We start from the raw sequence: 23,824 nt of genomic DNA, 5'->3' as shown, positions 1-23,824 counted from the left end.
AATCTGGCAAAGCTCGCATAATTGGTAAGACCAATTTACAAAAGCGAGCGCTCAGGTTAAGAGTCGAGCGTTCGGCGTGTCAATTTGCCCGTCTACGACTTTTGTCTAAGGATGCTCGTGCGGGGCTCGTGGCGCCTCGCTTGTGGTGCGGGGAGCGGCTCGGTACGCTTCCTCTCTTTTTCGCGCTGGGCGCATGGCAGAGGCTTTGCGACGAAACTTCGGGTAAGGGTGTCGGGATATGGAATTTGGTCAGGTCAGGCAGCGCCGTCTGTCGGATGACATCGTTGCGCAACTGGAGGCGATGATCCTGGAGGGCACGCTGAAGTCCGGCGAGCGGCTGCCCGCCGAGCGCGTGCTTGCCGAGCAGTTCGGGGTTTCCCGGCCGTCGCTGCGCGAGGCGATCCAGAAACTGGTGGCGAAGGGGCTGCTGGTCAGCCGCCAGGGTGGCGGCAACTATGTGACCGAATCGCTGGGCGCGACTTTCAGCGATCCGCTGCTGCACCTGCTGGAAGGTAACCCGGAGGCCCAGCGCGACCTGCTGGAGTTTCGCCACACGCTGGAAGGGTCTTGTGCCTACTACGCGGCGCTGCGTGCGACCTCCCTCGATCACCAGCGCCTGACCGAGGCCTTCGAGGCGCTCCAGGCCTGCTATGCGCGCAACGACCAGGTCAGCGCGGAAGAGGGTGCCGCCGACGCGCGCTTCCACCTGGCGATCGCCGAGGCCAGCCACAACACCGTGCTGCTGCACACCATCAAGGGCCTGTTCGACTTGCTGCGGCGCAACGTGGTGACCAATATCGGCGGGATGTACGCGCAGCGCACGGAAACCCGCGCGCAACTGATGGAGCAGCACCAGCGCCTATACGACGCGATCATCAGCGGTCAGGCGGAGCTGGCCCGGGAGGTGTCCAACCAGCACATCCACTATGTGCAGGAGGTCCTGGCGGAGGTCCAGGAAGAGGCGCGCAGGATGAAGCGCTCGCAGCGCCGGCGCAGCGTGCAGGAAGACTAGCGAGGCGCGGGCAGGGACGCGCTCAGTCGTCCTTGCCGTGGCGCATGGCGCGCTGGATCTCCCGATCGGAGTCGCGCTCCTTCTCGGTGTGGCGCTTGTCGAAGTCCTTCTTGCCCTTGGCCAGGGCGATCTCGCACTTGACCAGGTGCTTCTTCCAGTACATCGACAGGGCGACGCAGGCGTAGCCCTTCTGTTGCACGGCGCCGAACAGCTTGCCCAGTTCGCGCTTGTGCAGCAGCAGCTTGCGCGTGCGCACCGGGTCGGCGATCACGTGCGTGCTGGCGGTGGTCAGGGGCGTGATGTGGCTGCCGAGCAGCCAGGCCTCGCCATCCTTGAGCAGCACGTAGCTGTCGACCAACTGGGCCTTGCCGGCGCGCAGGCTTTTCACTTCCCAGCCCGCCAGGGCGACGCCCGCCTCGAAGCGTTGTTCGATGAAATAGTCGTGCAGAGCCTTCTTGTTCTGCGCGATGGTCCCCGAAGGGTGTTTCTTCTGCTTAGCCATAGGCGGCGCATTATAGGGAGTCGCCGGCTTCACCGCTATGGGGCGGCGTCGCGCTTGAGGGATAGAGGTGAATTTCGGACAATGCCCACTCTTTTCCTGGCCGCTGGCCAAGGTTTTGTAAGAAAAGTCTTCAAGTGGCGTCAGGCTGCGCTGAGCGTTTTTTCTGCCGAACCCTGGCCCCGGTCGACGGGCGCAGCGCGCCGCCGTGGCGGATGCCGCCGTCCCGCCGGCTATGCTTGGGGAGTCGCCCGCTCGACAGCAGAAGTGAGAGTTCTATGAGCACCCATATCCAGCGTTCGGCGCTGTTGCCTTATCCCGCCCGCGCGCTGTTCGATCTGGTGAACGACGTGAAGCGCTATCCGGAGTTCCTGCCCTGGTGTTCGGCCAGCCAGGTCCTGGAGGAGAGCGAAAGCCTGATGCGCGCCGAGCTGACCGTGGCCAAGGGTAGCCTCAGCCAGCGCTTCACCACCCGCAACGTGTTGGTGCCGGGAGCTTCCATCGAGATGAACCTGGAAAACGGACCGTTCACCGAACTGCATGGCGTCTGGCAGTTCAAGGCGCTTGGCGAGAAGGCCTGCAAGATCACCCTCGACCTGACCTTCGATTACGCCGGGCCGCTGGTCAAGGCGACCCTCGGGCCGCTGTTCACCCAGGCCGCCAACACCATGGTCGACGCGTTCTGCCAGCGCGCCAAGCAACTCTATGGCTGAGATCGCCGTCGAGGTGGTCTACGCGCTGCCGGAGCGACAGGCGTTACTGCGCCTGAGCGTGCCGGCAGGTACCAGCGCACGCGAGGCCGTGCTGCTCTCCGGCATCGCCGAGGCCTTTCCAGGGCTGGATGTGCAAGGTTGCCCGCTGGGTATCTTCGGCAAGCTCCTGGCACGCCCGGAGGAGCGAGTGCTGGAGGCCGGCGAACGGGTGGAGATCTACCGCCCGCTGATCGCCGATCCCAAGGAGGTGCGCAAGCAGCGTGCCGCACGGGCCCGGAGCGAACGCGAAGGCGGTTAGCCGAGGGGTTTCCTGCGGAAATGAAAAAGCCCGGCGAATGCCGGGCTTTTTCGTGGAACGCCAGCCGTCATTGCGGGCTGGGGTCCAGAGGTTCGGGAGTCGGAACCGGTACCGGCTGGGCTTCGTCCACTTCGCGCTGGAGCTGTTCCAGGGTGGAGCCCGGTTTCGGCGGCTCTTCTTTCTGCGCTTCCGGTTTCTGCTGGTCGGCCGGCTGGGTGACGGTGGTGCTGCCTTCCTTGCCGAGGATCGCTTCGTCGCGGCTGACGCCGGGCATGAAGTCGCCGTTCAGGCCGGCCAACTGGTCGCTGTCGTTGAAGAACAGGCTGACGCGCTCCTGCTGGCGACGACCGCCGCCCGGCTGGATGCTGTAGAGGTAGTCCCAACGATTGGCGTGGAAGGTATCGACGATGAGCGGGTTGCCCATGATAAACCGCACTTGGCGTCGGGTCATTCCGGGACGCAACTGGTCTATCATGTCCTGCGTTACGACGTTGCCTTGCTGGATGTCGATTTTATAGACGCCAGGAAACGAGCAACCGGCGAGTGCGGCAAGCCCCGCGAAAGCGAGACAGGTCAGCATGAGCTTGGCGTTTTGCATCGGTGAGCGACTTCCACTATCTTGGCTGGGCAAATAAAAGCCCGATCATACCCGTATTCCGGGATACTGCGAAACATCCCGCGCTGAGAAAGCAGACATGGTTGAAAATAGCGAACTTCGAAAAGCCGGCCTTAAAGTGACCCTGCCGCGGGTCAAGATCCTGCAGATGCTCGACTCGGCCGAGCAACGCCACATGAGCGCCGAAGACGTGTACAAGGCGCTGATGGAAGCAGGCGAGGACGTGGGCCTGGCAACCGTCTATCGGGTGCTGACCCAGTTCGAGGCCGCCGGCCTGGTGGTGCGTCACAACTTCGATGGCGGCCATGCCGTGTTCGAGCTCGCCGATAGCGGCCACCACGACCACATGGTCTGCGTCGATACCGGCGAGGTGATCGAGTTCATGGATGCGGAAATCGAGAAGCGCCAGAAGGAAATCGTCCGCGAGCGCGGCTTCGAGCTGGTCGATCACAATCTGGTGCTCTACGTGCGCAAGAAGAAGTAGTCGCGCAACGGTTCCATGCGAAAACGGCGACCCTGGGGTCGCCGTTTTCATTTTCCATTGAAGGAACGTTCAGTTCTGGGCGGCCAGGTTGACCAGTTTCTTCGCGTGGGCCAGGGATTCCTTGGTCAGGTCGACGCCGCCGAGCATGCGGGCGATCTCCTCGATCCGTTGGGCCTTGTTCAGGGTGGCGACCGCCGTACGGGTTTCGCTGCTGCCGCGTTCCTTGTGCACGAACAGGTGCTGGTGGCCCTGGGCGGCGACCTGCGGCAAGTGGGTCACGGTGAGGACCTGGCCGCGTTCGCCGAGGCGGCGCAGCAACTGTCCGACCACTTCGGCGGTGGGGCCGCCGATGCCGACGTCGACTTCGTCGAAGACCAGGGTGGGGATGCGCGAGGTCTGTGCCGTGATCACCTGGATCGCCAGGCTGATCCGCGACAGTTCGCCGCCCGAGGCGACCTTGGCCAGCCCTTTCAGCGGCTGCCCGGGGTTGGCGCTGACCAGGAACTCCACGCTTTCCAGTCCGTTGGCCTGCGGCTCGGCGCTGTCGCCGGGATGCAGGACGATGGCGAAGCGCCCCCCGGGCATGCCCAGGCGCTGCATTTCCTGCTCCACGCTGGCGGCAAGAGGTGCGGCCGCGGCCTGGCGCAGGCGGCTCAGTTCTTCGGCTTTTTCCTGGTAATGCCGGGCGTAGGCGGCCAGCTCGTCGCCCAGGCGTCCGACCGCTTCGTCGTCGGCGTTCAGCGCCTCGAGCTCGTCGAACAGGCGCTGCTGCAGGTCGGCCAGTTCGGCGGGCTGGACCCGGTGCTTGCGCGCCAGAGAGTAAATGACGTCCAGGCGCTCCTCGACCTGCTGCTGGCGATTGGGATCGGCATCGAAGTGGTCGACGAAGCGGTTCAGTTCGCCGATCGCCTCCTCGACCTGGATCTGCGCGCTGGACAACAGGTTGACCGCTTCGCCGAGAGCGGCGGGCTGGCCGCTGAACGAGGTCAGGCGGTTGAGGCTGGCATTGAGCGCGGAAAGGACGTTGCCGGCATCGCTCTCGCTGCACATTTCCACGACTTGGCGGCAGGCGGCGAGCAGGCTTTCGGCGTTGCTCAGGGTCTTCTGCTCCTGCTCCAGGCTTTCCAGTTCGTTTTCGCCGAGGGACAGGTTTTCCAGTTCTTCCAGCTGGTAGCTGAGCAACTGGTGGCGGGCGCGCTGTTCGTCGCCGCTACGCGACAGGCGTTCGAGTTCCTGACTGGTCTGCTTCCAGCGTTGCGCGGCGAGCTGCACCTGGCGCGCCAGCTCCTGGCAGCCGGCATACTCGTCGAGCAGGCGCCGGTGGGTCTCGCTCTTCAGCAGCGACTGGTGCTCGTGCTGGCTATGGATGTCGATCAGCAGTTCGCCCAGGCTCTTCAGGTCGCCCAGCGGGCAGGGCGTGCCGTTGATGTAGGCACGCGAGCGACCTTCGGCAGTGATCACCCGGCGCAGGATGCACGGACCGTCCTGTTCCAGGTCGCGCTCGGCGAGCCAGTCGCGGGCCTCGGCGATGGCGCTGACGTCGAAGCTGGCGAGAATGTCGGCCTTGTCCGCTCCGGGACGGACCGCGCCGCTGTCGGCGCGGTCGCCGAGGGTAAGGCCGAGGGCGTCGAGCATGATCGACTTGCCCGCACCGGTTTCGCCGGTGATCACGCTCATGCCGGTAGCGAGTTCGAGATCCAGGTGCTCGACGATGGCGTAGTTGTGAACGGACAGGTGAACCAGCATGGCGGGCGGCTCCGTGGGTTTTGTCTGGTTATTTATACAGTATTTTTTCCGGCTGGCAATTGCCGCTCGCCCCTTGAACCGTGGAAAGCCGTCCCCATATAGCCGGCAACGTTGCGAACTTATGCGTTCGCCTTGTATTTGCCAGCTTATTTTTGAAGGAGAGTGGCATGGCTGACGAACAGCAGACCCTGGATCAACAGACCCCCGAGCAGCCCACCGGCGCCGCCGAGGACCTGACCGCCCGCGTGCAGGAACTGGAGGAGCAGTTGGCTGCCGCCCAGGACCAGGCGCTGCGCATGGTCGCGGATCTGCAGAACGTACGCCGGCGTGCGGAGCAGGATGTCGAGAAGGCGCACAAGTTCGCGCTGGAGAAATTCGCCGGCGACCTGCTGGCGGTGGTCGACACCCTCGAGCGCGGCCTGGAGATGTCCGATCCCAACGACGAGGCGATCAAGCCGATGCGCGAAGGGATGGAACTGACCCTGAAGATGTTCGACGACACCCTGCGCCGCTACCAGGTGGAGGCGCTGAACCCGGAAGGCGAGCCTTTCAACCCCGAGCAGCACCAGGCGATGGCCATGCAGGAAAGCGCTTCGGCCGAGCCGGGCAGTGTCCTCAAGGTGTTCCAGAAAGGCTACCTGCTCAACGGCCGCCTGCTGCGTCCGGCGATGGTGGTAGTCAGCAAGGCGCCGGCGGAAACCCCGCCGTCCATCGACGAGCAGGCTTGAAATTCGACGCGACGACCCCATCTGGGTAGTCAACCGAGCACGAGACCCACGGGCGGGTCGCACGGAATCAAAGTTTCTGGAGAGTGAATATGGGCAAAATCATTGGCATCGACCTGGGTACCACCAACTCCTGCGTGGCTATCCTGGAGAACGGTAACGTCAAGGTCATCGAGAACGCCGAGGGCGCGCGTACCACCCCCTCGATCATCGCCTACACCAACGATGGCGAAACCCTGGTGGGCCAGCCGGCCAAGCGCCAGGCGGTCACCAACCCGCAGAACACCCTGTATGCGGTGAAGCGCCTGATCGGCCGTCGCTTCGAAGAGAACGTGGTTCAGAAAGACATCCAGATGGTGCCGTACAGCATCGTCAAGGCCGACAACGGCGACGCCTGGGTGGAAGTGAAGGGCCAGAAGATGGCGCCTCCGCAGATTTCCGCCGAAGTGCTGAAGAAAATGAAGAAGACCGCCGAAGACTACCTCGGCGAGCCGGTCACCGAAGCGGTGATCACCGTTCCGGCCTACTTCAACGACAGCCAGCGCCAGGCCACCAAGGACGCCGGCCGCATCGCCGGCCTCGACGTCAAGCGGATCATCAACGAGCCGACCGCGGCGGCGCTGGCCTATGGCCTGGACAAGGCCAAGGGCGACCACACCGTGATCGTCTATGACCTGGGCGGCGGTACCTTCGACGTGTCGGTGATCGAGATCGCCGAAGTCGACGGCGAGCACCAGTTCGAAGTGCTGGCCACCAACGGCGACACCTTCCTCGGCGGCGAAGACTTCGACATCCGCCTGATCGACTACCTCGTCGACGAGTTCAAGAAGGAAAGCGGCATCAACCTGAAGGGCGACCCGCTGGCCATGCAGCGTCTGAAGGAAGCGGCCGAGAAAGCCAAGATCGAGCTGTCCTCGACCCAGCAGACCGACGTCAACCTGCCGTATGTGACTGCCGACGCGAGCGGTCCGAAGCACCTGAACGTCAAGGTTTCCCGCGCCAAGCTGGAGTCCCTGGTCGAAGACCTGGTGCAGCGCACCATCGAGCCGTGCCGCACCGCGCTGAAGGATGCCGGCCTGGATGTTTCCGATATCCATGAAGTGATCCTGGTCGGCGGCCAGACCCGCATGCCGCTGGTACAGAAGACCGTTGCCGAGTTCTTCGGCAAGGAAGCGCGCAAGGACGTCAACCCGGACGAAGCCGTGGCTGTCGGTGCCGCCATCCAGGGCGCGGTCCTGGCCGGCGACGTGAAGGACGTGCTGCTGCTCGACGTGACCCCGCTGACCCTCGGCATCGAGACCCTGGGCGGCGTGATGACCGGTCTGATCGAGAAGAACACCACCATCCCGACCAAGAAGTCGCAGGTGTTCTCCACCGCCGACGACAACCAGGGCGCGGTGACCATCCACGTGCTGCAGGGCGAGCGCAAGCAGGCCGCGCAGAACAAGTCGCTGGGCAAGTTCGACCTGGCCGACATTCCGCCGGCTCCGCGCGGCGTGCCGCAGATCGAGGTGACCTTCGATATCGATGCCAACGGCATCCTGCACGTCTCGGCGAAGGACAAGGCCACCGGCAAGCAGCAGTCCATCGTGATCAAGGCATCCTCCGGCCTGTCCGAGGATGAGATCCAGCAGATGGTCCGCGATGCCGAGGCGAACGCCGAGGAGGACCGCAAGTTCGAGGAACTGGCTGCCGCTCGCAACCAGGGCGACGCGCTGGTTCACGCGACCCGCAAGATGATCACCGAGGCGGGCGACAAGGCCACCGCCGAGGACAAGGCGACCATCGAGAAGGCGCTGGGCGAGCTGGAAGCGGCGGTGAAGGGCGACGACAAGGCCGAGATCGAGGCCAAGATGAACGCTCTGTCCCAGGCTTCCACCCCGCTGGCGCAGAAGATGTACGCCGAACAGGCCCAGCAGGGCGAAGACGCTCCCCAGGGCGAGCAGGCGAAAGCCGCTGACGACGTGGTGGACGCCGAGTTCGAAGAGGTCAAGGACAACAAGTAAGCCCCGGCTTGCTTCTGCCCCGCGTGCCGGCCAGGCCGGTACGCATGATCCGCCACGCGGGAGCCTGCTCCCGCGTTGGCGTGTCTGGAGGGTCCTTAATTGAGACGGAAAGGTTATGGCGAAACGAGACTTTTACGAGGTTCTGGGGGTTGAGCGTGGCGCCAGCGAGGCGGACCTGAAGAAGGCCTACCGCCGCCTGGCGATGAAATACCACCCGGACCGCAATCCTGGCGACAAGGAAGCCGAGGACAAGTTCAAGGAGGCCAACGAGGCCTACGAGGTCCTCTCCGATGCCAGCAAGCGGGCGGCCTACGACCAGTACGGCCATGCCGGCGTCGATCCGAATATGGGTGGGGGCGCTGGCGCCGGTTTCGGCGGGGCGAGCTTCTCCGACATCTTCGGCGATGTGTTCAGCGATTTCTTCGGTGGCGGCGGTGCCCGCGGTGGCTCGCGCGGCGGCGCGCAGCGCGGCGCGGACCTGCGCTACACCCTGGACCTCGACCTGGAGGAGGCGGTACGCGGCACCACCGTCACCATCCGCGTGCCGACCCTGGTCGGTTGCAAGACCTGCAACGGCAGCGGCGCCAAGCCCGGTACCACACCGGTCACCTGCACCACTTGCGGCGGTATCGGCCAGGTGCGCATGCAGCAGGGCTTCTTCTCGGTCCAGCAGACCTGCCCGCGCTGCCACGGCACCGGCAAGATGATTTCCGATCCCTGTGGCTCCTGCCATGGGCAGGGGCGCGTGGAAGAGCAGAAGACCCTGTCGGTGAAGGTGCCGGCCGGCGTCGACACCGGCGACCGCATCCGCCTCACCGGCGAAGGCGAGGCCGGCAGCATGGGTGGTCCGGCGGGCGACCTGTACGTGGTGGTCAATGTGCGCGAGCACCCGATCTTCCAGCGCGACGGCAAGCATCTGTACTGCGAAGTGCCGATCAGTTTCGCCGACGCTGCGTTGGGTGGCGAGCTGGAAGTGCCGACCCTGGATGGCCGGGTCAAGCTGAAGATTCCGGAAAGCACCCAGACCGGCAAGCTGTTCCGCCTGCGCGGCAAGGGCGTGGCCCCGGTGCGCGGCGGCGGCGCCGGCGACCTGATGTGCAAGGTGGTGGTGGAAACCCCGGTGAACCTGGACAAGCGCCAGCGCGAGCTGCTCGAGGAGTTCCGCAAGTCGTTGCAGAGCGACACCTCGCATTCGCCCAAGGCCAGTGGCTGGTTCGAAGGCATGAAGCGTTTCTTCGACGACCTATAAACAAAGCCATGGGCGCGGCCTGACAGCCGCGTCCGGGTTCCGCGTGGAGTGGTTTTATGCGACGTATAGCCGTAGTGGGCGCCGCCGGGCGCATGGGCAAGAACCTGATCGAGGCCGTTCAGCAGACCGGCGGTGCCGCCGGGCTGACGGCGGCGGTGGATCGTCCGGATAGCACCCTGGTGGGGGCGGACGCCGGCGAGCTGGCCGGTCTCGGCCGGATCGGCGTGCCGCTGTCCGGGGACCTGGGCAAGGTCTGCGAGGAGTTCGACGTCCTGATCGACTTCACCCATCCCTCCGTAACCCTGAAGAACATCGAGCAGTGCCGCAAGGCGCGCCGGGCGATGGTCATCGGCACCACCGGCTTCAGCGCCGACGAGAAGCTGCTGCTGGCCGAGGCGGCGAAGGATATCCCGATCGTCTTCGCTGCCAACTTCAGCGTCGGCGTGAACCTTTGCCTGAAGCTTCTGGATACCGCGGCACGGGTGCTGGGCGACGAAGTGGATATCGAGATCATCGAGGCCCATCACCGGCACAAGGTCGATGCGCCGTCCGGCACCGCCTTGCGCATGGGCGAGGTGGTAGCCCAGGCGCTCGGCCGGGACCTCCAGGAAGTGGCGGTCTACGGACGCGAGGGGCAGACCGGCGCGCGGGCGCGGGAAACCATCGGCTTCGCCACCGTGCGCGCCGGCGACGTAGTGGGCGACCACACCGTGCTGTTCGCCGCCGAGGGCGAGCGCGTGGAGATCACCCACAAGGCTTCCAGTCGCATGACCTTCGCCCGTGGCGCGGTGCGTGCGGCGCTGTGGCTGGAGGGCAAAGAGAATGGCCTGTACGACATGCAGGATGTGCTCGGTCTACGCTGAGACGCTGCCGCACGTCGTCTTATTGGTGGACCGGAATGTCGCGATTCTGTAAACTACAGCTTTAGTGTGTCCACTAAAAGCAGCGCAGCATGAATCGAAAAAAAGCGGGATGACTCTTCACGGTGTCATCCCGCTTTTTTACACCTGCGCGACCAGTCAGGCTTGATTTACGGGAGGTCTTCTTGACTAAGCCAGCCATACTTGCACTTGCCGACGGCAGCATTTTTCGCGGTGAAGCCATCGGTGCCGACGGCCAGACCGTTGGCGAGGTGGTGTTCAACACCGCCATGACCGGCTACCAGGAAATCCTTACCGATCCTTCCTACGCCCAGCAGATCGTCACCCTGACCTACCCGCACATCGGCAATACCGGTACCACCCCGGAAGACGCCGAGGCCAACCGTGTCTGGGCCGCCGGCCTGATCATTCGCGACCTGCCGCTGATCGCCAGCAACTGGCGCAGCAAGCAGTCGCTGCCTGACTACCTGAAAGCCAACGGCACCGTCGCCATCGCCGGCATCGATACCCGTCGCCTGACCCGCATCCTCCGCGAGAAGGGTTCGCAGAACGGCTGCATCCTGGCTGGTGCCGACGCTACCGAGGAACGCGCGCTGGAGCTGGCTCGCGCCTTCCCCGGCCTGAAGGGCATGGACCTGGCCAAGGAGGTCACCACCGCCGAGCGCTACGAGTGGCGCTCCAGCGTCTGGAACCTGGAAAGCGACAGTCACCCGGAGATCCCGGCCGGTGAACTGCCGTATCACGTGGTGGCCTACGACTACGGCGTCAAGCTGAACATCCTGCGCATGCTGGTGGCGCGCGGCTGCCGCCTGACCGTGGTGCCAGCGCAGACACCGGCCAGCGAAGTGCTGGCGCTGAACCCTGACGGCATCTTCCTTTCCAACGGCCCCGGCGACCCCGAACCGTGCGACTACGCGATCCAGGCGATCCGCGAATTCCTCGATACCGAGATCCCGGTGTTCGGCATCTGCCTCGGCCATCAGTTGCTGGCCCTGGCCTCTGGCGCCAAGACCCTGAAGATGGGCCACGGCCACCACGGCGCCAACCACCCGGTGCAGGACCTGGACAGCGGCGTGGTGATGATCACCAGCCAGAACCACGGTTTCGCGGTCGACGAGAGCACCTTGCCGGACAACCTGCGAGCCACTCACAAGTCGCTGTTCGACGGTACCCTGCAGGGTATCGAGCGCACCGACAAGGTCGCTTTCAGCTTCCAGGGCCACCCCGAGGCGAGCCCCGGTCCGCATGACGTCGCCCCGCTGTTCGACCGCTTCATCTCGGCGATGGCCGAGCGTCGCTGAGGAGCAGAGCCATGCCGACCCTGGGGATAACCGATTTCTGGACCTACGTGCTGGGTGTGGTTTTCGTGATCCTGTTGCCCGGGCCGAACTCGTTGTTCGTCCTCGCGACTTCGGCCCAGCGTGGCGTGGCGACCGGCTACCGGGCCGCCTGCGGCGTGTTCCTCGGCGACGCGGTGCTGATGCTGCTGTCGGCCCTTGGCGTGGCGTCCCTGCTGAAGGCCGAGCCGATGCTGTTCATCGGCCTGAAGTACCTCGGTGCGGCCTACCTGTTCTATCTCGGCGTCGGCATGCTGCGGGGCGCCTGGCGCAAGCTGCGCAATCCCGAAGCGACGGCGGCGCAGGCCGAACAGGTGGATGTCCACCAGCCGTTCCGCAAGGCGCTGCTGCTCAGCCTGTCGAATCCTAAGGCGATCCTGTTCTTCATCTCCTTCTTCATCCAGTTCGTCGATCCCGGCTATGCCTATCCGGGCCTGTCGTTCCTGGTGCTGGCGGTGATCCTGGAACTGGTCAGCGCCCTTTACCTGAGCTTCCTGATTTTCACCGGTGTGCGGCTGGCGGCCTGGTTCCGCCGGCGGCAACGGTTGGCTGCCGGCGCCACTTCGGGCGTCGGCGCCCTGTTCGTCGGCTTTGGTGTGAAGCTGGCCACCGCAACCCTGTCCTGATTATTGCAACGAGAGTCCCATGCCAAAACGTACAGACATAAAGAGCATCCTGATCCTCGGTGCCGGCCCCATCGTGATTGGCCAGGCCTGCGAATTCGACTACTCCGGCGCCCAGGCCTGCAAGGCCCTGCGCGAGGAGGGCTACCGCGTCATCCTGGTGAACTCCAACCCCGCGACCATCATGACCGACCCGGCGATGGCCGACGCGACCTACATCGAGCCGATCAAGTGGGCCACCGTGGCCAAGATCATCGAGAAGGAACGCCCCGACGCGCTGCTGCCGACCATGGGCGGCCAGACTGCGCTGAACTGCGCCCTGGACCTGGAGCGCCACGGCGTGCTGGAGAAGTTCGGCGTGGAGATGATCGGCGCCAATGCCGATACCATCGACAAGGCCGAGGACCGCTCGCGCTTCGACAAGGCGATGAAGGATATCGGCCTGGCCTGTCCGCGCTCGGGCATCGCCCACAGCATGGAGGAGGCCTACGGCGTGCTCGAGCAGGTCGGCTTCCCCTGCATCATCCGTCCGTCCTTCACCATGGGCGGCACCGGCGGCGGTATCGCCTACAACCGTGAAGAGTTCGAAGAGATCTGCGCCCGTGGCCTCGACCTGTCGCCGACCAACGAGCTGCTGATCGACGAGTCGCTGATCGGTTGGAAGGAATACGAGATGGAGGTGGTCCGCGACAAGAAGGACAACTGCATCATCGTCTGCTCCATCGAGAACTTCGACCCGATGGGCGTGCACACCGGTGACTCGATCACCGTGGCACCGGCGCAGACCCTGACCGACAAGGAATACCAGATCATGCGCAACGCCTCGCTGGCGGTATTGCGCGAGATCGGCGTGGAAACCGGCGGTTCCAACGTGCAGTTCGGCATCTGCCCGAACACCGGGCGCATGGTGGTGATCGAGATGAACCCGCGGGTTTCCCGCTCCTCGGCCCTGGCCTCCAAGGCCACCGGTTTCCCGATCGCCAAGATCGCCGCCAAGCTGGCGGTCGGCTACACCCTCGACGAACTGCAGAACGACATCACCGGCGGTCGCACCCCGGCGTCGTTCGAGCCGGCCATCGACTACGTGGTGACCAAGATCCCGCGCTTCGCCTTCGAGAAATTCCCGAAAGCCGATGCCCGCCTGACCACCCAGATGAAGTCGGTCGGCGAAGTCATGGCCATCGGCCGGACCTTCCAGGAGTCGGTGCAGAAAGCCTTGCGCGGCCTGGAAGTCGGCGCCACCGGCTTCGATCCGAAGCTCGACCTGAACGACCCGGAGGCCGACAGCATCCTCAAGCGCGAGCTGACCGTGCCCAGCGCCGAGCGTGTCTGGTACGTCGCCGACGCCTTCCGCGCCGGCAAGAGCGTCGAGGAAGTGTTCGAGCTGACCCGCATCGACGAATGGTTCCTGGTGCAGATCGAGGACCTGGTCAAGGACGAGGAGAAGGTCAAGACCCTCGGCCTGTCCTCCATCGATCGCGAGCTGATGTACAAGCTCAAGCGCAAGGGCTTCTCCGACGCGCGCCTGGCCAAGCTGCTCGGCGTCACCGAGAAGAACCTGCGCAGCCATCGCCACAAGCTGAAGGTACTGCCGGTCTACAAGCGCGTCGATACCTGCGCCGCCGAGTTCGCCACCGACACCGCCTACATGTATTCGACCTACGAGGAAGAGTGCGAGGCCAACCCGTCGAGCCGCGAGAAGATCATGATCCTCGGCGGCGGTCCGAACCGCATCGGCCAGGGCATCGAGTTCGACTACTGCTGCGTGCACGCGGCGCTGGCGATGCGCGAAGACGGCTACGAGACCATCATGGTCAACTGCAACCCGGAAACCGTCTCCACCGACTATGACACCTCCGACCGCCTGTACTTCGAGCCGGTGACCCTCGAGGACGTCCTTGAGATCGTCCGCGTCGAGCAGCCCAAGGGCGTGATCGTCCAGTACGGCGGCCAGACCCCGCTGAAGCTCTGCCGCGCCCTCGAAGAGGCCGGCGTGCCGATCATCGGCACCAGTCCGGACGCCATCGACCGTGCCGAAGACCGCGAGCGCTTCCAGCAGATGGTCCAGCGCCTGAACCTGCGCCAGCCGGCCAACGCCACCGCGCGCAGCGAAGACGAGGCCCTGGCCGCGTCCAAGGCCATCGGATATCCGCTGGTGGTACGCCCGTCCTACGTGCTGGGCGGGCGGGCGATGGAAATCGTCTACCAGGAAGAAGAACTCAAGCGCTACATGCGCGAGGCGGTGCAGGTTTCCAACGACAGCCCGGTGCTGCTCGACCACTTCCTCAACTGCGCCATCGAAGTCGACATCGACGCGGTATGCGACGGCGAGATCGTGGTGATCGGCGCGATCATGCAGCACATCGAGCAGGCTGGCGTTCACTCCGGCGACTCCGCCTGTTCGCTGCCGCCGTACTCGCTGCCGCAGCACATCCAGGACGAGATCCGCGAGCAGGTCAAGAAAATGGCCCTGGAGCTTGGCGTGGTCGGCCTCATGAACGTGCAGATGGCGGTGCAGGGCGAGGATATCTTCGTCATCGAGGTCAATCCGCGCGCCTCGCGTACCGTGCCGTTCGTCTCCAAGTGCGTCGGCGAGTCGCTGGCCAAGGTCGCCGCCCGCGTCATGGCCGGCAAGACCCTGGCCGAGGTCGGCTTCACCCAGGAAATCATCCCGCCGTTCTTCAGCGTCAAGGAAGCGGTGTTCCCGTTCGCCAAGTTCCCCGGCGTCGATCCGATCCTCGGCCCGGAAATGAAGTCCACTGGTGAAGTGATGGGCGTCGGTGATAGCTTTGCCGAAGCCTTTGCCAAGGCTCAGTTGGGGGCCAGCGAAATCCTCCCGACCGCCGGTTGCGCCTTCATCAGCGTCCGCGAAGACGACAAGCCGTTCGCCGCCCAGGTGGCTGGCGACCTGGTCGCGCTGGGCTTCGAAGTGGTAGCCACCGCCGGTACCGCGCGTGTCATCGAGGCCGCGGGCCTGCCGGTGCGTCGCGTGAACAAGGTGACCGAAGGTCGCCCGCACGTGGTGGACATGATCAAGAACGACGAGGTCACCCTGATCATCAACACCACCGAGGGCCGGCAGTCCATCGCTGACTCCTACTCCATTCGTCGAAACGCCCTGCAGCACAAGATCTGCTGCACCACCACCATTGCGGGTGGGCAGGCGATCTGTGAGGCGCTCAAGTTCGGTCCCGAGAAGACCGTTCGGCGTCTGCAGGATCTCCACGCAGGAATCAAGGCATGAGCAAGTTCCCCATGACCGTCCAGGGCGCCCGCGCCCTGGAAGAAGAAGTGAAACACCTGAAGGGCGTGCTGCGCCCGCAGATCAGCCAGGCCATCGCCGAAGCGCGTGAACTGGGCGACCTCAAGGAAAACGCCGAGTACCATGCGGCGCGCGAACAGCAGGGCATGGTCGAGGCGCGTATCCGCGACATCGAGGCCAAGCTGTCCAACGCCCAGGTCATCGATGTCACCGCCATCCCGCACAGCGGCAAGGTGATCTTCGGCACCACCGTCGACATCGCCAATGTCGAGACCGACGAGACCGTGACCTACCAGATCGTCGGCGACGACGAGGCGGATATCAAGGGTGGCAAGATCTCGGTGAATTCGCCGATCGCCCGTGCGCTGATCGGCAAGACCGAGGGCGATGCCGTGCTGGTGAGAACCCCGGGCGGCGACGTCGAGTACGAGATCGTCGAGGTTCGCCATATCTAAGCGCGCCCCGTTGCGCGCAGGCGCGATCAGTTGGCTGCTGGCCCAGACGTTCTGGGTCGGCGGCCTCTGGTTGCTGCAGTTCGTGGTTCTGCCTGCGTTGGCCAAGACCGGACTGGCGCCGCTGCTGGTGGAAACCGTAGCCGCGGCGTTGACGCCGCTGCTGATCGGCTTCGCCGGATTCTGTGCGGTGCTGCAGGCGCTGGTGTTGGTGTCGAGCCACGGGCCGAGGAGCCTTTGGCGAGACCTTCGCGGTCAGTTGTTGCTCGCCGTCGCGCTGCTCTGCCTGGTGTATTTCCTGGTGCGTGGGCTGGCGCCCGTGGCGGTGCGCTGGCTGCTGTTCAACTACCTGGCGGTGGCGATGTGTGGCCTGCTGCTGGTGTTGCAGCCGGTACCGGGGCGGGACGAGGAAGGCGTCTGAACCAGGTCGGGAAGTTTCCCGACCTTGGTTGGATGGGGCATCAGATGCCGGCGAAACGGCTGATGTTCGAGAGATTCTTGTTCGGCTTCGGGTTCTTCCGATAGACCAGCGCCATCTTGCCGATGCTTTGCACCAGGTCGCTGCGCGACTGCGCGCAGAGTTCGTCGAGCAGGGCGCGGCGATCGTCGCGCTCGGCCAGCGCCAGTTTCACCTTGATCAGTTCGTGATCGTTGAGTGCGCGCTCGAGTTCGGCGAGAACGCCTTCGGTCAAGCCGTTCTCGGCTACGATCAATACCGGTTTCAGGTGGTGACCGATAGATTTGAACTGTTTCTTCTGCTCTTGAGTGAGCGCCATAATCAGACCCCTGGGAAAAAGTCGTCTATTTTACCCCAGTTTTAGTCCAAGTGATGCTGCCCCCGCCGACCGGGGGTGCCCGAAGAGGTATTCCGTGGCCCGCTCCAAAACCAGCCAGCGTTGGCTGAAAGAACATTTCGACGATCCCTACGTGAAGATGGCCCAGCGCGATGGCTATCGCTCGCGTGCCAGCTACAAGCTGCTGGAGATCCAGGAGAAGGACCGCATCCTGCGTCCGGGCATGACCGTGGTCGACCTGGGCGCCGCGCCGGGCGGGTGGTCGCAGGTCACCAGCCGGGTGATCGGCGACCGCGGCCGGCTGATCGCTTCGGACATCCTCGAGATGGACAGCATCCCCGACGTCACCTTCATCCAGGGCGACTTCACCGAGGACGCGGTGTTCGCGCGGATCCTCGAGGCGATCGGCGACCATCCGGTAGACCTTGTGATTTCCGATATGGCCCCCAATATGAGTGGAGTGCGGGCCGCCGACCAGCCGCGCGCCATGTATCTCTGCGAACTGGCGCTGGACCTGGCCGGCCGTGTGCTGCGGCCGGGCGGCGATTTCCTGATCAAGATCTTCCAGGGCGAAGGTTTCGACCAGTACCACAAGCAGGCCCGGGAAATGTTCGACAAGGTACAGATGCGCAAGCCCCTGTCGTCGCGTGATCGTTCGCGGGAACAGTATCTGCTCGCACGCGGCTTTCGCGGGGAATAGACTGGAATGATTGACCCTATAGCCTGTCTATTGGTCGATGACCTGTTGTGCCGGGACGGGCGAGGGTTCATAAAGGGTTACAGACAACGCCTGCGTGCGCGGGCGCTTGTGTAGTACTTTTGGCCGGAAGGAGTCTGGCCGTCGTGTGAAGCGGTTTCCAGGACGGAGCCGGCTTCAGAGGGTAGTCAATTGAACGACATGGCAAAGAATCTGATTCTGTGGCTGATCATCGCGGCGGTACTGGTGACCGTGATGAACAATTTCTCGAGCCCGAGCGAGCCACAGACGCTGAACTACTCGGACTTCATCCAGCAGGTCAAGGATGGCAAGGTCGAGCGAGTGACCGTGGATGGCTATGTCATCACCGGCAAGCGTAGCGACGGCGATACCTTCAAGACCATCCGCCCGGCGATCCAGGACAACGGCCTGATCGGCGACCTGGTCAACAACAACGTCGTGGTCGAGGGCAAGCAGCCCGAACAGCAGAGCATCTGGACCCAGTTGCTGGTCGCCAGCTTCCCGATCCTGGTGATCATCGCCGTCTTCATGTTCTTCATGCGCCAGATGCAGGGTGGCGGCGGCGGTCGCGGCGGCCCGATGAGCTTCGGCAAGAGCAAGGCGCGCCTGCTGTCCGAGGACCAGGTCAAGACCACCTTCGCTGACGTCGCCGGCTGCGACGAGGCCAAGGAGGAGGTCAGCGAGCTGGTCGAGTTCCTTCGCGATCCGGGCAAGTTCCAGCGCCTGGGCGGCCGTATCCCGCGCGGCGTGCTGATGGTCGGCCCGCCCGGCACCGGCAAGACCCTGCTGGCCAAGGCCATCGCCGGCGAAGCCAAGGTGCCGTTCTTCACCATTTCCGGTTCCGACTTCGTCGAGATGTTCGTCGGCGTGGGCGCTTCCCGTGTCCGCGACATGTTCGACCAGGCCAAGAAGCATGCGCCGTGCATCATCTTCATCGACGAGATCGACGCCGTCGGCCGCCATCGCGGCGCCGGCCTGGGCGGTGGTCACGACGAGCGCGAGCAGACCCTCAACCAGTTGCTGGTGGAGATGGATGGCTTCGAGATGAACGATGGCATCATCGTCATCGCTGCCACCAACCGTCCGGACGTTCTGGACCCGGCGCTGCTGCGTCCGGGCCGCTTCGACCGCCAGGTGGTGGTCGGCTTGCCGGATATCCGCGGGCGCGAACAGATCCTCAAGGTGCACATGCGCAAGGTGCCGCTGGGCGACCATGTCGATCCTGCCGTCATCGCCCGCGGTACGCCCGGTTTCTCCGGCGCCGACCTGGCCAACCTGGTCAACGAGGCCTCGCTGTTCGCCGCGCGCTCCAACAAGCGCATCGTCGACATGCGCGAGTTCGAGCTGGCCAAGGACAAGATCATGATGGGCGCCGAGCGCAAGACCATGGTCATGTCCGAGAAGGAGAAGCGCAACACCGCCTACCACGAAGCCGGCCACGCCATCGTCGGTCGCCTGGTGCCGGAGCATGACCCGGTCTACAAGGTGTCCATCATTCCGCGCGGACGCGCCCTGGGCGTGACCATGTTCCTCCCCGAGGAAGATCGCTACAGCCTGTCCAAGCGCGCGCTGGAAAGCCAGATCTGCTCGCTGTTCGGCGGCCGTATCGCGGAAGAGATGACCCTCGGCTTCGAAGGCGTCACCACTGGCGCTTCCAACGACATCATGCGTGCTACCCAGTTGGCGCGGAACATGGTGACCAAGTGGGGTCTGTCCGAGAAGCTCGGCCCGCTGATGTACGCGGAGGAGGAGGGCGAGGTGTTCCTCGGCCGTAGCGCCGGCAGCCAGCACGCCAATGTGTCGGGCGAGACCGCCAAGATGATCGACCAGGAAGTCCGGCGCATCATCGACGACTGCTACGGTACCGCCAAGCGACTGCTCGACGAGAACCGCGACAAGCTGGAGATGATGGCCGACGCACTGATGAAGTACGAAACCATCGACTCCGACCAGATCGACGACATCATGGCCGGTCGCGTGCCGCGCGAGCCGCGTGACTGGCAGGGTGGTTCGGGTACCGGCACTCCGCCGGCCAACCTGGAAGAGTCGGGCCGCCGCGAGAACACCCCTCCCATCGGTGGGCCGGCCGGCGAGCACTGAGAGCCCTGAATGAGCAATCCGCAATACCCGACCCGACTGCCTTGCGGCAGTCGGGTTCTTGATTTGGCCCGCCCACATGTCATGGGCATCCTCAATGTCACCCCCGATTCCTTTTCCGACGGCGGCCGTTACGACCGGCTGGACGATGCCCTGCGGCATGCCGAGCGCATGGTGCTGGAAGGCGCAACGCTCATCGACGTCGGCGGCGAGTCGACCCGTCCCGGTGCGCGCAGCGTTTCTCCGACGGAGGAGCTGGAGCGGGTCGCTCCGGTAGTCGAACGCATCGCCCGCGAACTGGACGTCGTGATTTCGGTGGATACCTCCACGCCTGCGGTCATGCGCGAAACTGCGCGTCTCGGAGCGGGTCTGATCAACGACGTCCGTTCTCTGCAGCGCGACGGTGCGCTGGATGCTGCGGTGGATAGCGGCCTGGCGGTCTGTCTCATGCACATGCGCGGAGAACCGCAGACCATGCAGGATGCGCCTGCCTACCAGGATGTGGTGGCGGAAGTCGGCGCGTTCCTGCAGGAGCGTGTGGATGCCTGCGTGGCGGCCGGAATCGACCGCGAGCGGCTGTTGCTGGATCCGGGTTTCGGTTTTGCCAAGACACTGGAGCACAACCTGGTGCTGTTCAGGCATCTGCAGGCACTCCATGGCCTGGGCTTGCCGTTGTTGGTCGGCGTTTCGCGCAAGAGCATGATCGGCAAGGTACTGGGGCGGGAGGTGGACGAACGCCTCTACGGCAGCCTAGCTCTGGCGGCCCTGGCGCTGGCCAAGGGCGCACGGATAATTCGAGTGCATGACGTGGCGGCGACCGTCGACGTGATGCGAATGATCTCCGCCGTTGAAATGGCGGATTGAGCACGGAAGACAAAAGATGAGCAGAAAATACTTCGGGACTGACGGTATCCGTGGTCGTGTTGGCGAGTTTCCGATTACTCCGGACTTCGTTCTCAAGCTGGGCTGGGCGGTGGGCATGGCCTTCCGCCGGCAGGGCAACTGCCGGGTCCTGATCGGCAAGGACACGCGCAGCTCGGGTTACATGTTCGAGTCGGCCTTCGAGGCCGGGCTCTCCGCTTCCGGCGCCGATACCCTGTTGCTGGGACCGATGCCTACCCCCGGCATCGCCTACCTGACGCGGACTTTCCACGCCGAGGCCGGGGTGGTGATCAGCGCTTCGCACAATCCCCACGACGACAACGGCATCAAGTTCTTCTCCGGGCAGGGGACCAAGCTGCCGGACGACGTCGAGCTGATGATCGAGGAACTGCTCGATGCGCCGATGACCGTGGTGGAGTCCGCCCGTCTCGGCAAGGTTTCGCGGATCAATGACGCGGCGGGGCGCTACATCGAATTCTGCAAGAGCAGCGTGCCGACCAGCACCGACTTCAACGGTCTCAAGGTCGTGCTCGACTGCGCCAACGGCGCTACCTACAAGATCGCTCCCAGCGTCTTCCGGGAACTGGGCGCGGAAGTGACGGTGCTGGCGGCCAGCCCGAATGGCCTGAACATCAACGACAAGTGCGGTTCCACTCACCTGGATGGCCTGCAGGCTGCGGTGGTCGAGCACCATGCCGACCTCGGCATCGCCTTCGACGGCGACGGCGACCGGGTGATGATGGTCGACCATACCGGTGCGGTCGTGGATGGCGACGAACTGCTTTTCCTCATCGCGCGCGACCTGCAGGAAAGCGGGCGCCTGCAAGGCGGTGTGGTCGGCACCCTGATGAGCAACCTCGGCCTGGAGCTGGCTTTGCAGGAACTGCATATCCCGTTCGTGCGGGCGAAGGTCGGCGATCGCTATGTGATGGCCGAACTGCTGGCTCGGAACTGGATGCTGGGAGGGGAGAATTCGGGACATATCGTCTGCTGCCAGAACACCACGACGGGCGATGCCATCATCGCGGCGCTACAGGTGCTGATGGCGCTCAAGCATCGCGGCCAGACCCTGGCCGAGGCGCGCCAGGGGATTCGCAAGTGCCCCCAGGTGCTGATCAATGTGCGCTTCAAGGGCGAAAGCGATCCGCTCGAGCACCCCTCGGTGAAGGAGGCCAGCGTCCGCGTCACCGAGCAAATGGGCGGGCGCGGTCGTGTCCTGCTGCGCAAATCCGGCACAGAGCCGTTGGTCCGGGTGATGGTCGAGGGCGACGAGGAAGCTAGCGTTCGTGCCCACGCCGAACAGTTGGCAAAAATTGTTTCTGAGGTATGTGCTTGATTTTGCTTGCCAGTCTGGAAACTGTTGAGTAACATCTGCGCCCACTTTGCCCCGCGAGGTACAGCATGCGTCGACCCTTGGTGGCCGGTAACTGGAAAATGCACGGTACGCATTCCAGTGTGGCCGAGTTGATCAAAGGCTTGCGTCAGCTGGCGTTGCCGAGCGGAGTCGATGTAGCTGTGATGCCGCCTTGCTTGTTCATCAGCCAGGTCATCCAGGGCCTGGCCGGCAAGGCGATCGATGTAGGTGCGCAGAACAGCGCCGTCGAGCCGATGCAAGGCGCGCTGACCGGTGAGACTGCTCCCAGTCAGTTGGCGGATGTCGGTTGTAGCATGGTCCTCGTGGGCCACTCGGAGCGTCGCCTGATTCTCGGCGAGAGTGACGAGGTTGTGAGTCGCAAGTTTGCCGCGGCTCAGTCGTGCGGCCTGGTGCCGGTGCTGTGTGTCGGGGAGACCCGGGCGGAGCGCGAGGCGGGCAGGACGCTGGAGGTTGTCGCAAGGCAGCTGGGAAGCGTGATCGACGAGTTGGGTGTTGGAGCTTTTGCTCGCGCAGTCGTGGCTTACGAGCCGGTCTGGGCGATCGGGACCGGGTTGACCGCGTCCCCCGCGCAAGCCCAGGAAGTGCACGCGGCGATCCGCGCGCAACTGGCAGCGGAAAATGCCGAGGTCGCAAAAGGTGTGCGACTCCTTTACGGCGGCAGTGTAAAGGCGGCAAGTGCAGCCGAGTTGTTCGGCATGCCGGATATCGATGGGGGGCTGGTAGGTGGAGCCTCCCTCAATGCGGATGAGTTCGGCGCGATCTGTCGTGCCGCGGGAAGCTGAAGATGCTGGAAAAGGTCGTAATTGTCGTGCATCTGCTGATGGCATTGGGTCTTGTTGGCCTGATCCTCGTTCAGCATGGCAAGGGTGCGGATGCAGGGGCTTCTTTCGGTGCAGGTGCTTCGGCAACTGTTTTCGGAAGCCAAGGTTCCGCTACCTTTTTGAGTCGGATTACTGGTATACTGGCAGCGGTTTTTTTCTTGACCAGCCTTGGCTTAGCGTACTTCGCTAAAGAAAAGTCTGATGCTCTGCAACACATCGGACTGCCGGATCCGGCAGTTCTGGAGCAGAAGCAAGAGAAAGCACCGGCCGCTGACGATGTGCCGGTTCTTCAGGAGCAGTCCAAGCCTGCGGAAAGTGCAGGCGATGTACCGGCGGCTCCTGAACAGAAGTAAGAGAAAGGTTTCTGCCGAGGTGGTGGAATTGGTAGACACGCTACCTTGAGGTGGTAGTGGCCATAGGCTGTAGGGGTTCGAGTCCCCTCCTCGGTACCATATAAGCAAGCCCCGTCCTGCGGGGTTTGTCTCCGCAAGGTTCGGTTGACCCATCAGGGTCTCGGTCGTATAATCTTGCACCAGCTTTGACGCGGGGTGGAGCAGTCTGGTAGCTCGTCGGGCTCATAACCCGAAGGTCGTTGGTTCAAATCCAGCCCCCGCAACCAGTTTTTCAGGGCCCCTTTTTAGGGGCTTTTTGTTAGCTGGACAGTCCATGCCACGGTTCCGAGTGGCAATTTAGGGATGGGCGTTTCGCCCATTTTTTGTTTCTACGACATACGCGAGGCGATCAGGTGTCGAGCAAGCTAGAACAGTTGCAGGCCTTGCTGGCCCCTGTGGTCGAGGCGCTCGGCTATGAGTGCTGGGGCGTCGAGTTCATTTCCCAGGGTCGTCATTCGGTGTTGCGCGTCTATATCGACCGCCCCGAAGGCATCCTCATCGATGACTGTGAAGCCGTCAGTCGGCAGGTCAGCGGTATTCTCGACGTCGAAGACCCGATCAGCGGCGAGTACACCCTGGAGGTGTCCTCTCCGGGCATGGATCGGCCGCTGTTCACCCTCGAACAGTTCGCCAAGCATGCCGGCGAGCAAGTGAAGATCAGGCTGCGTTCGCCCTATGAGGGGCGGCGTAACTACCAAGGCATTCTCCGTGGTGTGGAGGAGCAGGATGTGGTGGTCCTGGTGGACGATCACGAGTACCTGCTGCCGATCGATTCGATCGACAAGGCCAACATCATTCCCCGTTTTGATTGAGACGCGAATCCGCGGATCCAATGGATTGAA

Annotated in this window: 24 protein-coding genes and 2 tRNA genes; 22 read left to right on the top strand and 4 right to left on the bottom strand. The window is 63.9% G+C overall.

Going from position 1 to position 23,824, the window contains the following annotated elements:
- Nucleotides 1-238 precede the first annotated feature (238 nt).
- Nucleotides 239-1,012, top strand: a complete 774-nt coding sequence (locus tag HMPREF3014_RS18885; protein ID WP_003095221.1) for an FCD domain-containing protein — start codon at nucleotides 239-241, stop codon at nucleotides 1,010-1,012.
- Between the two features lie 22 nt (nucleotides 1,013-1,034).
- On the opposite strand, the gene smpB is transcribed toward HMPREF3014_RS18885, so the two are convergent.
- Nucleotides 1,035-1,514 (bottom strand): SsrA-binding protein SmpB, encoded by a 480-nt coding sequence (gene smpB / locus HMPREF3014_RS18880; RefSeq protein ID WP_003100496.1) that lies wholly within the window; start codon nucleotides 1,512-1,514, stop codon nucleotides 1,035-1,037.
- 275 nt (nucleotides 1,515-1,789) lie between these two features.
- Here smpB and HMPREF3014_RS18875 point away from each other — a divergent pair, with 275 nt between their 5' ends.
- Together HMPREF3014_RS18875 and HMPREF3014_RS18870 are read left to right on the top strand one after the other, a co-directional pair.
- The gene (locus HMPREF3014_RS18875; protein ID WP_003100497.1) at nucleotides 1,790-2,224 is read left to right on the top strand and encodes a type II toxin-antitoxin system RatA family toxin; all 435 of its coding nucleotides are present in this window, start codon (nucleotides 1,790-1,792) and stop codon (nucleotides 2,222-2,224) included.
- The gene (locus HMPREF3014_RS18870) at nucleotides 2,217-2,522 is read left to right on the top strand and encodes an RnfH family protein (protein ID WP_003095218.1); all 306 of its coding nucleotides are present in this window, start codon (nucleotides 2,217-2,219) and stop codon (nucleotides 2,520-2,522) included. Before HMPREF3014_RS18875 ends, HMPREF3014_RS18870 begins: the two co-directional genes overlap by 8 nt.
- Before the next feature lie 67 nt (nucleotides 2,523-2,589).
- On the opposite strand, the gene HMPREF3014_RS18865 is transcribed toward HMPREF3014_RS18870, so the two are convergent.
- Complete coding sequence (locus HMPREF3014_RS18865; protein ID WP_003113904.1) at nucleotides 2,590-3,120, bottom strand: outer membrane protein assembly factor BamE; 531 nt, start codon at nucleotides 3,118-3,120, stop codon at nucleotides 2,590-2,592.
- A gap of 97 nt (nucleotides 3,121-3,217) precedes the next feature.
- Here HMPREF3014_RS18865 and fur point away from each other — a divergent pair, with 97 nt between their 5' ends.
- Nucleotides 3,218-3,622, top strand: coding sequence for a ferric iron uptake transcriptional regulator (gene fur, locus HMPREF3014_RS18860; RefSeq protein ID WP_003095216.1), 405 nt, complete (start codon nucleotides 3,218-3,220; stop codon nucleotides 3,620-3,622).
- A 69-nt stretch (nucleotides 3,623-3,691) separates the two neighbouring features.
- On the opposite strand, the gene recN is transcribed toward fur, so the two are convergent.
- Entirely contained in the window at nucleotides 3,692-5,368 is a 1,677-nt protein-coding gene (gene recN / locus HMPREF3014_RS18855; RefSeq protein ID WP_003100507.1) for a DNA repair protein RecN, read from the bottom strand.
- Nucleotides 5,369-5,535: 167 nt separating this feature from the next.
- Between recN and grpE the strand changes: the two genes are divergently transcribed.
- The 9 genes from grpE (at nucleotide 5,536) to HMPREF3014_RS18810 (ending at nucleotide 16,324) form a co-directional block, all read left to right on the top strand.
- Nucleotides 5,536-6,096, top strand: a complete 561-nt coding sequence (gene grpE, locus HMPREF3014_RS18850; RefSeq protein ID WP_003095213.1) for a nucleotide exchange factor GrpE — start codon at nucleotides 5,536-5,538, stop codon at nucleotides 6,094-6,096.
- Nucleotides 6,097-6,185: 89 nt separating this feature from the next.
- Entirely contained in the window at nucleotides 6,186-8,099 is a 1,914-nt protein-coding gene (dnaK, locus tag HMPREF3014_RS18845) for a molecular chaperone DnaK (RefSeq protein WP_003095212.1), read from the top strand.
- A 115-nt stretch (nucleotides 8,100-8,214) separates the two neighbouring features.
- A complete protein-coding gene (dnaJ, locus tag HMPREF3014_RS18840) occupies nucleotides 8,215-9,348 on the top strand; it encodes a molecular chaperone DnaJ (protein ID WP_003095211.1) in 1,134 nt (377 codons plus the stop codon).
- A 56-nt stretch (nucleotides 9,349-9,404) separates the two neighbouring features.
- A complete protein-coding gene (dapB, locus tag HMPREF3014_RS18835) occupies nucleotides 9,405-10,211 on the top strand; it encodes a 4-hydroxy-tetrahydrodipicolinate reductase (RefSeq protein WP_003095210.1) in 807 nt (268 codons plus the stop codon).
- Nucleotides 10,212-10,393: 182 nt separating this feature from the next.
- Nucleotides 10,394-11,530 (top strand): glutamine-hydrolyzing carbamoyl-phosphate synthase small subunit, encoded by a 1,137-nt coding sequence (gene carA, locus HMPREF3014_RS18830; RefSeq protein ID WP_003095209.1) that lies wholly within the window; start codon nucleotides 10,394-10,396, stop codon nucleotides 11,528-11,530.
- Nucleotides 11,531-11,541: 11 nt separating this feature from the next.
- Nucleotides 11,542-12,192 carry a leucine efflux protein LeuE gene (gene leuE / locus HMPREF3014_RS18825; protein WP_003095208.1) on the top strand — a complete coding sequence of 217 codons (651 nt, stop codon included), beginning with the start codon at nucleotides 11,542-11,544 and terminating at the stop codon, nucleotides 12,190-12,192.
- A 19-nt stretch (nucleotides 12,193-12,211) separates the two neighbouring features.
- Nucleotides 12,212-15,433, top strand: coding sequence for a carbamoyl-phosphate synthase large subunit (gene carB / locus HMPREF3014_RS18820; protein ID WP_003095207.1), 3,222 nt, complete (start codon nucleotides 12,212-12,214; stop codon nucleotides 15,431-15,433).
- Complete coding sequence (gene greA / locus HMPREF3014_RS18815) at nucleotides 15,430-15,906, top strand: transcription elongation factor GreA (RefSeq protein ID WP_003095206.1); 477 nt, start codon at nucleotides 15,430-15,432, stop codon at nucleotides 15,904-15,906. Before carB ends, greA begins: the two co-directional genes overlap by 4 nt.
- A gap of 10 nt (nucleotides 15,907-15,916) precedes the next feature.
- Nucleotides 15,917-16,324: a DUF4149 domain-containing protein gene (locus HMPREF3014_RS18810; protein ID WP_003146145.1), complete on the top strand. Its 408-nt coding sequence runs from the start codon at nucleotides 15,917-15,919 to the stop codon at nucleotides 16,322-16,324.
- A 40-nt stretch (nucleotides 16,325-16,364) separates the two neighbouring features.
- On the opposite strand, the gene yhbY is transcribed toward HMPREF3014_RS18810, so the two are convergent.
- Nucleotides 16,365-16,679: a ribosome assembly RNA-binding protein YhbY gene (gene yhbY / locus HMPREF3014_RS18805; protein ID WP_003095204.1), complete on the bottom strand. Its 315-nt coding sequence runs from the start codon at nucleotides 16,677-16,679 to the stop codon at nucleotides 16,365-16,367.
- A gap of 94 nt (nucleotides 16,680-16,773) precedes the next feature.
- Between yhbY and rlmE the strand changes: the two genes are divergently transcribed.
- The 9 genes from rlmE to rimP all read left to right on the top strand — a co-directional run bounded on the left by rlmE (nucleotide 16,774) and on the right by rimP (nucleotide 23,794).
- Nucleotides 16,774-17,397, top strand: a complete 624-nt coding sequence (rlmE, locus tag HMPREF3014_RS18800) for a 23S rRNA (uridine(2552)-2'-O)-methyltransferase RlmE (RefSeq protein ID WP_003095202.1) — start codon at nucleotides 16,774-16,776, stop codon at nucleotides 17,395-17,397.
- 198 nt (nucleotides 17,398-17,595) lie between these two features.
- Nucleotides 17,596-19,515 (top strand): ATP-dependent zinc metalloprotease FtsH, encoded by a 1,920-nt coding sequence (ftsH, locus tag HMPREF3014_RS18795; protein WP_003095200.1) that lies wholly within the window; start codon nucleotides 17,596-17,598, stop codon nucleotides 19,513-19,515.
- A 9-nt stretch (nucleotides 19,516-19,524) separates the two neighbouring features.
- The gene (gene folP / locus HMPREF3014_RS18790; RefSeq protein ID WP_003113907.1) at nucleotides 19,525-20,376 is read left to right on the top strand and encodes a dihydropteroate synthase; all 852 of its coding nucleotides are present in this window, start codon (nucleotides 19,525-19,527) and stop codon (nucleotides 20,374-20,376) included.
- 16 nt (nucleotides 20,377-20,392) lie between these two features.
- Nucleotides 20,393-21,730, top strand: a complete 1,338-nt coding sequence (gene glmM / locus HMPREF3014_RS18785) for a phosphoglucosamine mutase (protein WP_003116076.1) — start codon at nucleotides 20,393-20,395, stop codon at nucleotides 21,728-21,730.
- A gap of 65 nt (nucleotides 21,731-21,795) precedes the next feature.
- Entirely contained in the window at nucleotides 21,796-22,551 is a 756-nt protein-coding gene (gene tpiA / locus HMPREF3014_RS18780; protein ID WP_023087841.1) for a triose-phosphate isomerase, read from the top strand.
- 2 nt (nucleotides 22,552-22,553) lie between these two features.
- A complete protein-coding gene (secG, locus tag HMPREF3014_RS18775; protein ID WP_003095194.1) occupies nucleotides 22,554-22,943 on the top strand; it encodes a preprotein translocase subunit SecG in 390 nt (129 codons plus the stop codon).
- 13 nt (nucleotides 22,944-22,956) lie between these two features.
- Nucleotides 22,957-23,042 (top strand) — tRNA-Leu (locus tag HMPREF3014_RS18770).
- 90 nt (nucleotides 23,043-23,132) lie between these two features.
- Nucleotides 23,133-23,209: transfer RNA gene (locus HMPREF3014_RS18765), tRNA-Met, on the top strand.
- A 126-nt stretch (nucleotides 23,210-23,335) separates the two neighbouring features.
- The gene (gene rimP, locus HMPREF3014_RS18760) at nucleotides 23,336-23,794 is read left to right on the top strand and encodes a ribosome maturation factor RimP (protein WP_003095193.1); all 459 of its coding nucleotides are present in this window, start codon (nucleotides 23,336-23,338) and stop codon (nucleotides 23,792-23,794) included.
- Nucleotides 23,795-23,824: the final 30 nt, after the last annotated feature.

This window comes from Pseudomonas sp. HMSC065H01 (assembly GCF_001815235.1).
GTDB classification, from domain to species: Bacteria; Pseudomonadota; Gammaproteobacteria; order Pseudomonadales; family Pseudomonadaceae; genus Pseudomonas; species Pseudomonas aeruginosa.
This window is presented reverse-complemented; position numbering and strand designations above follow the sequence as displayed.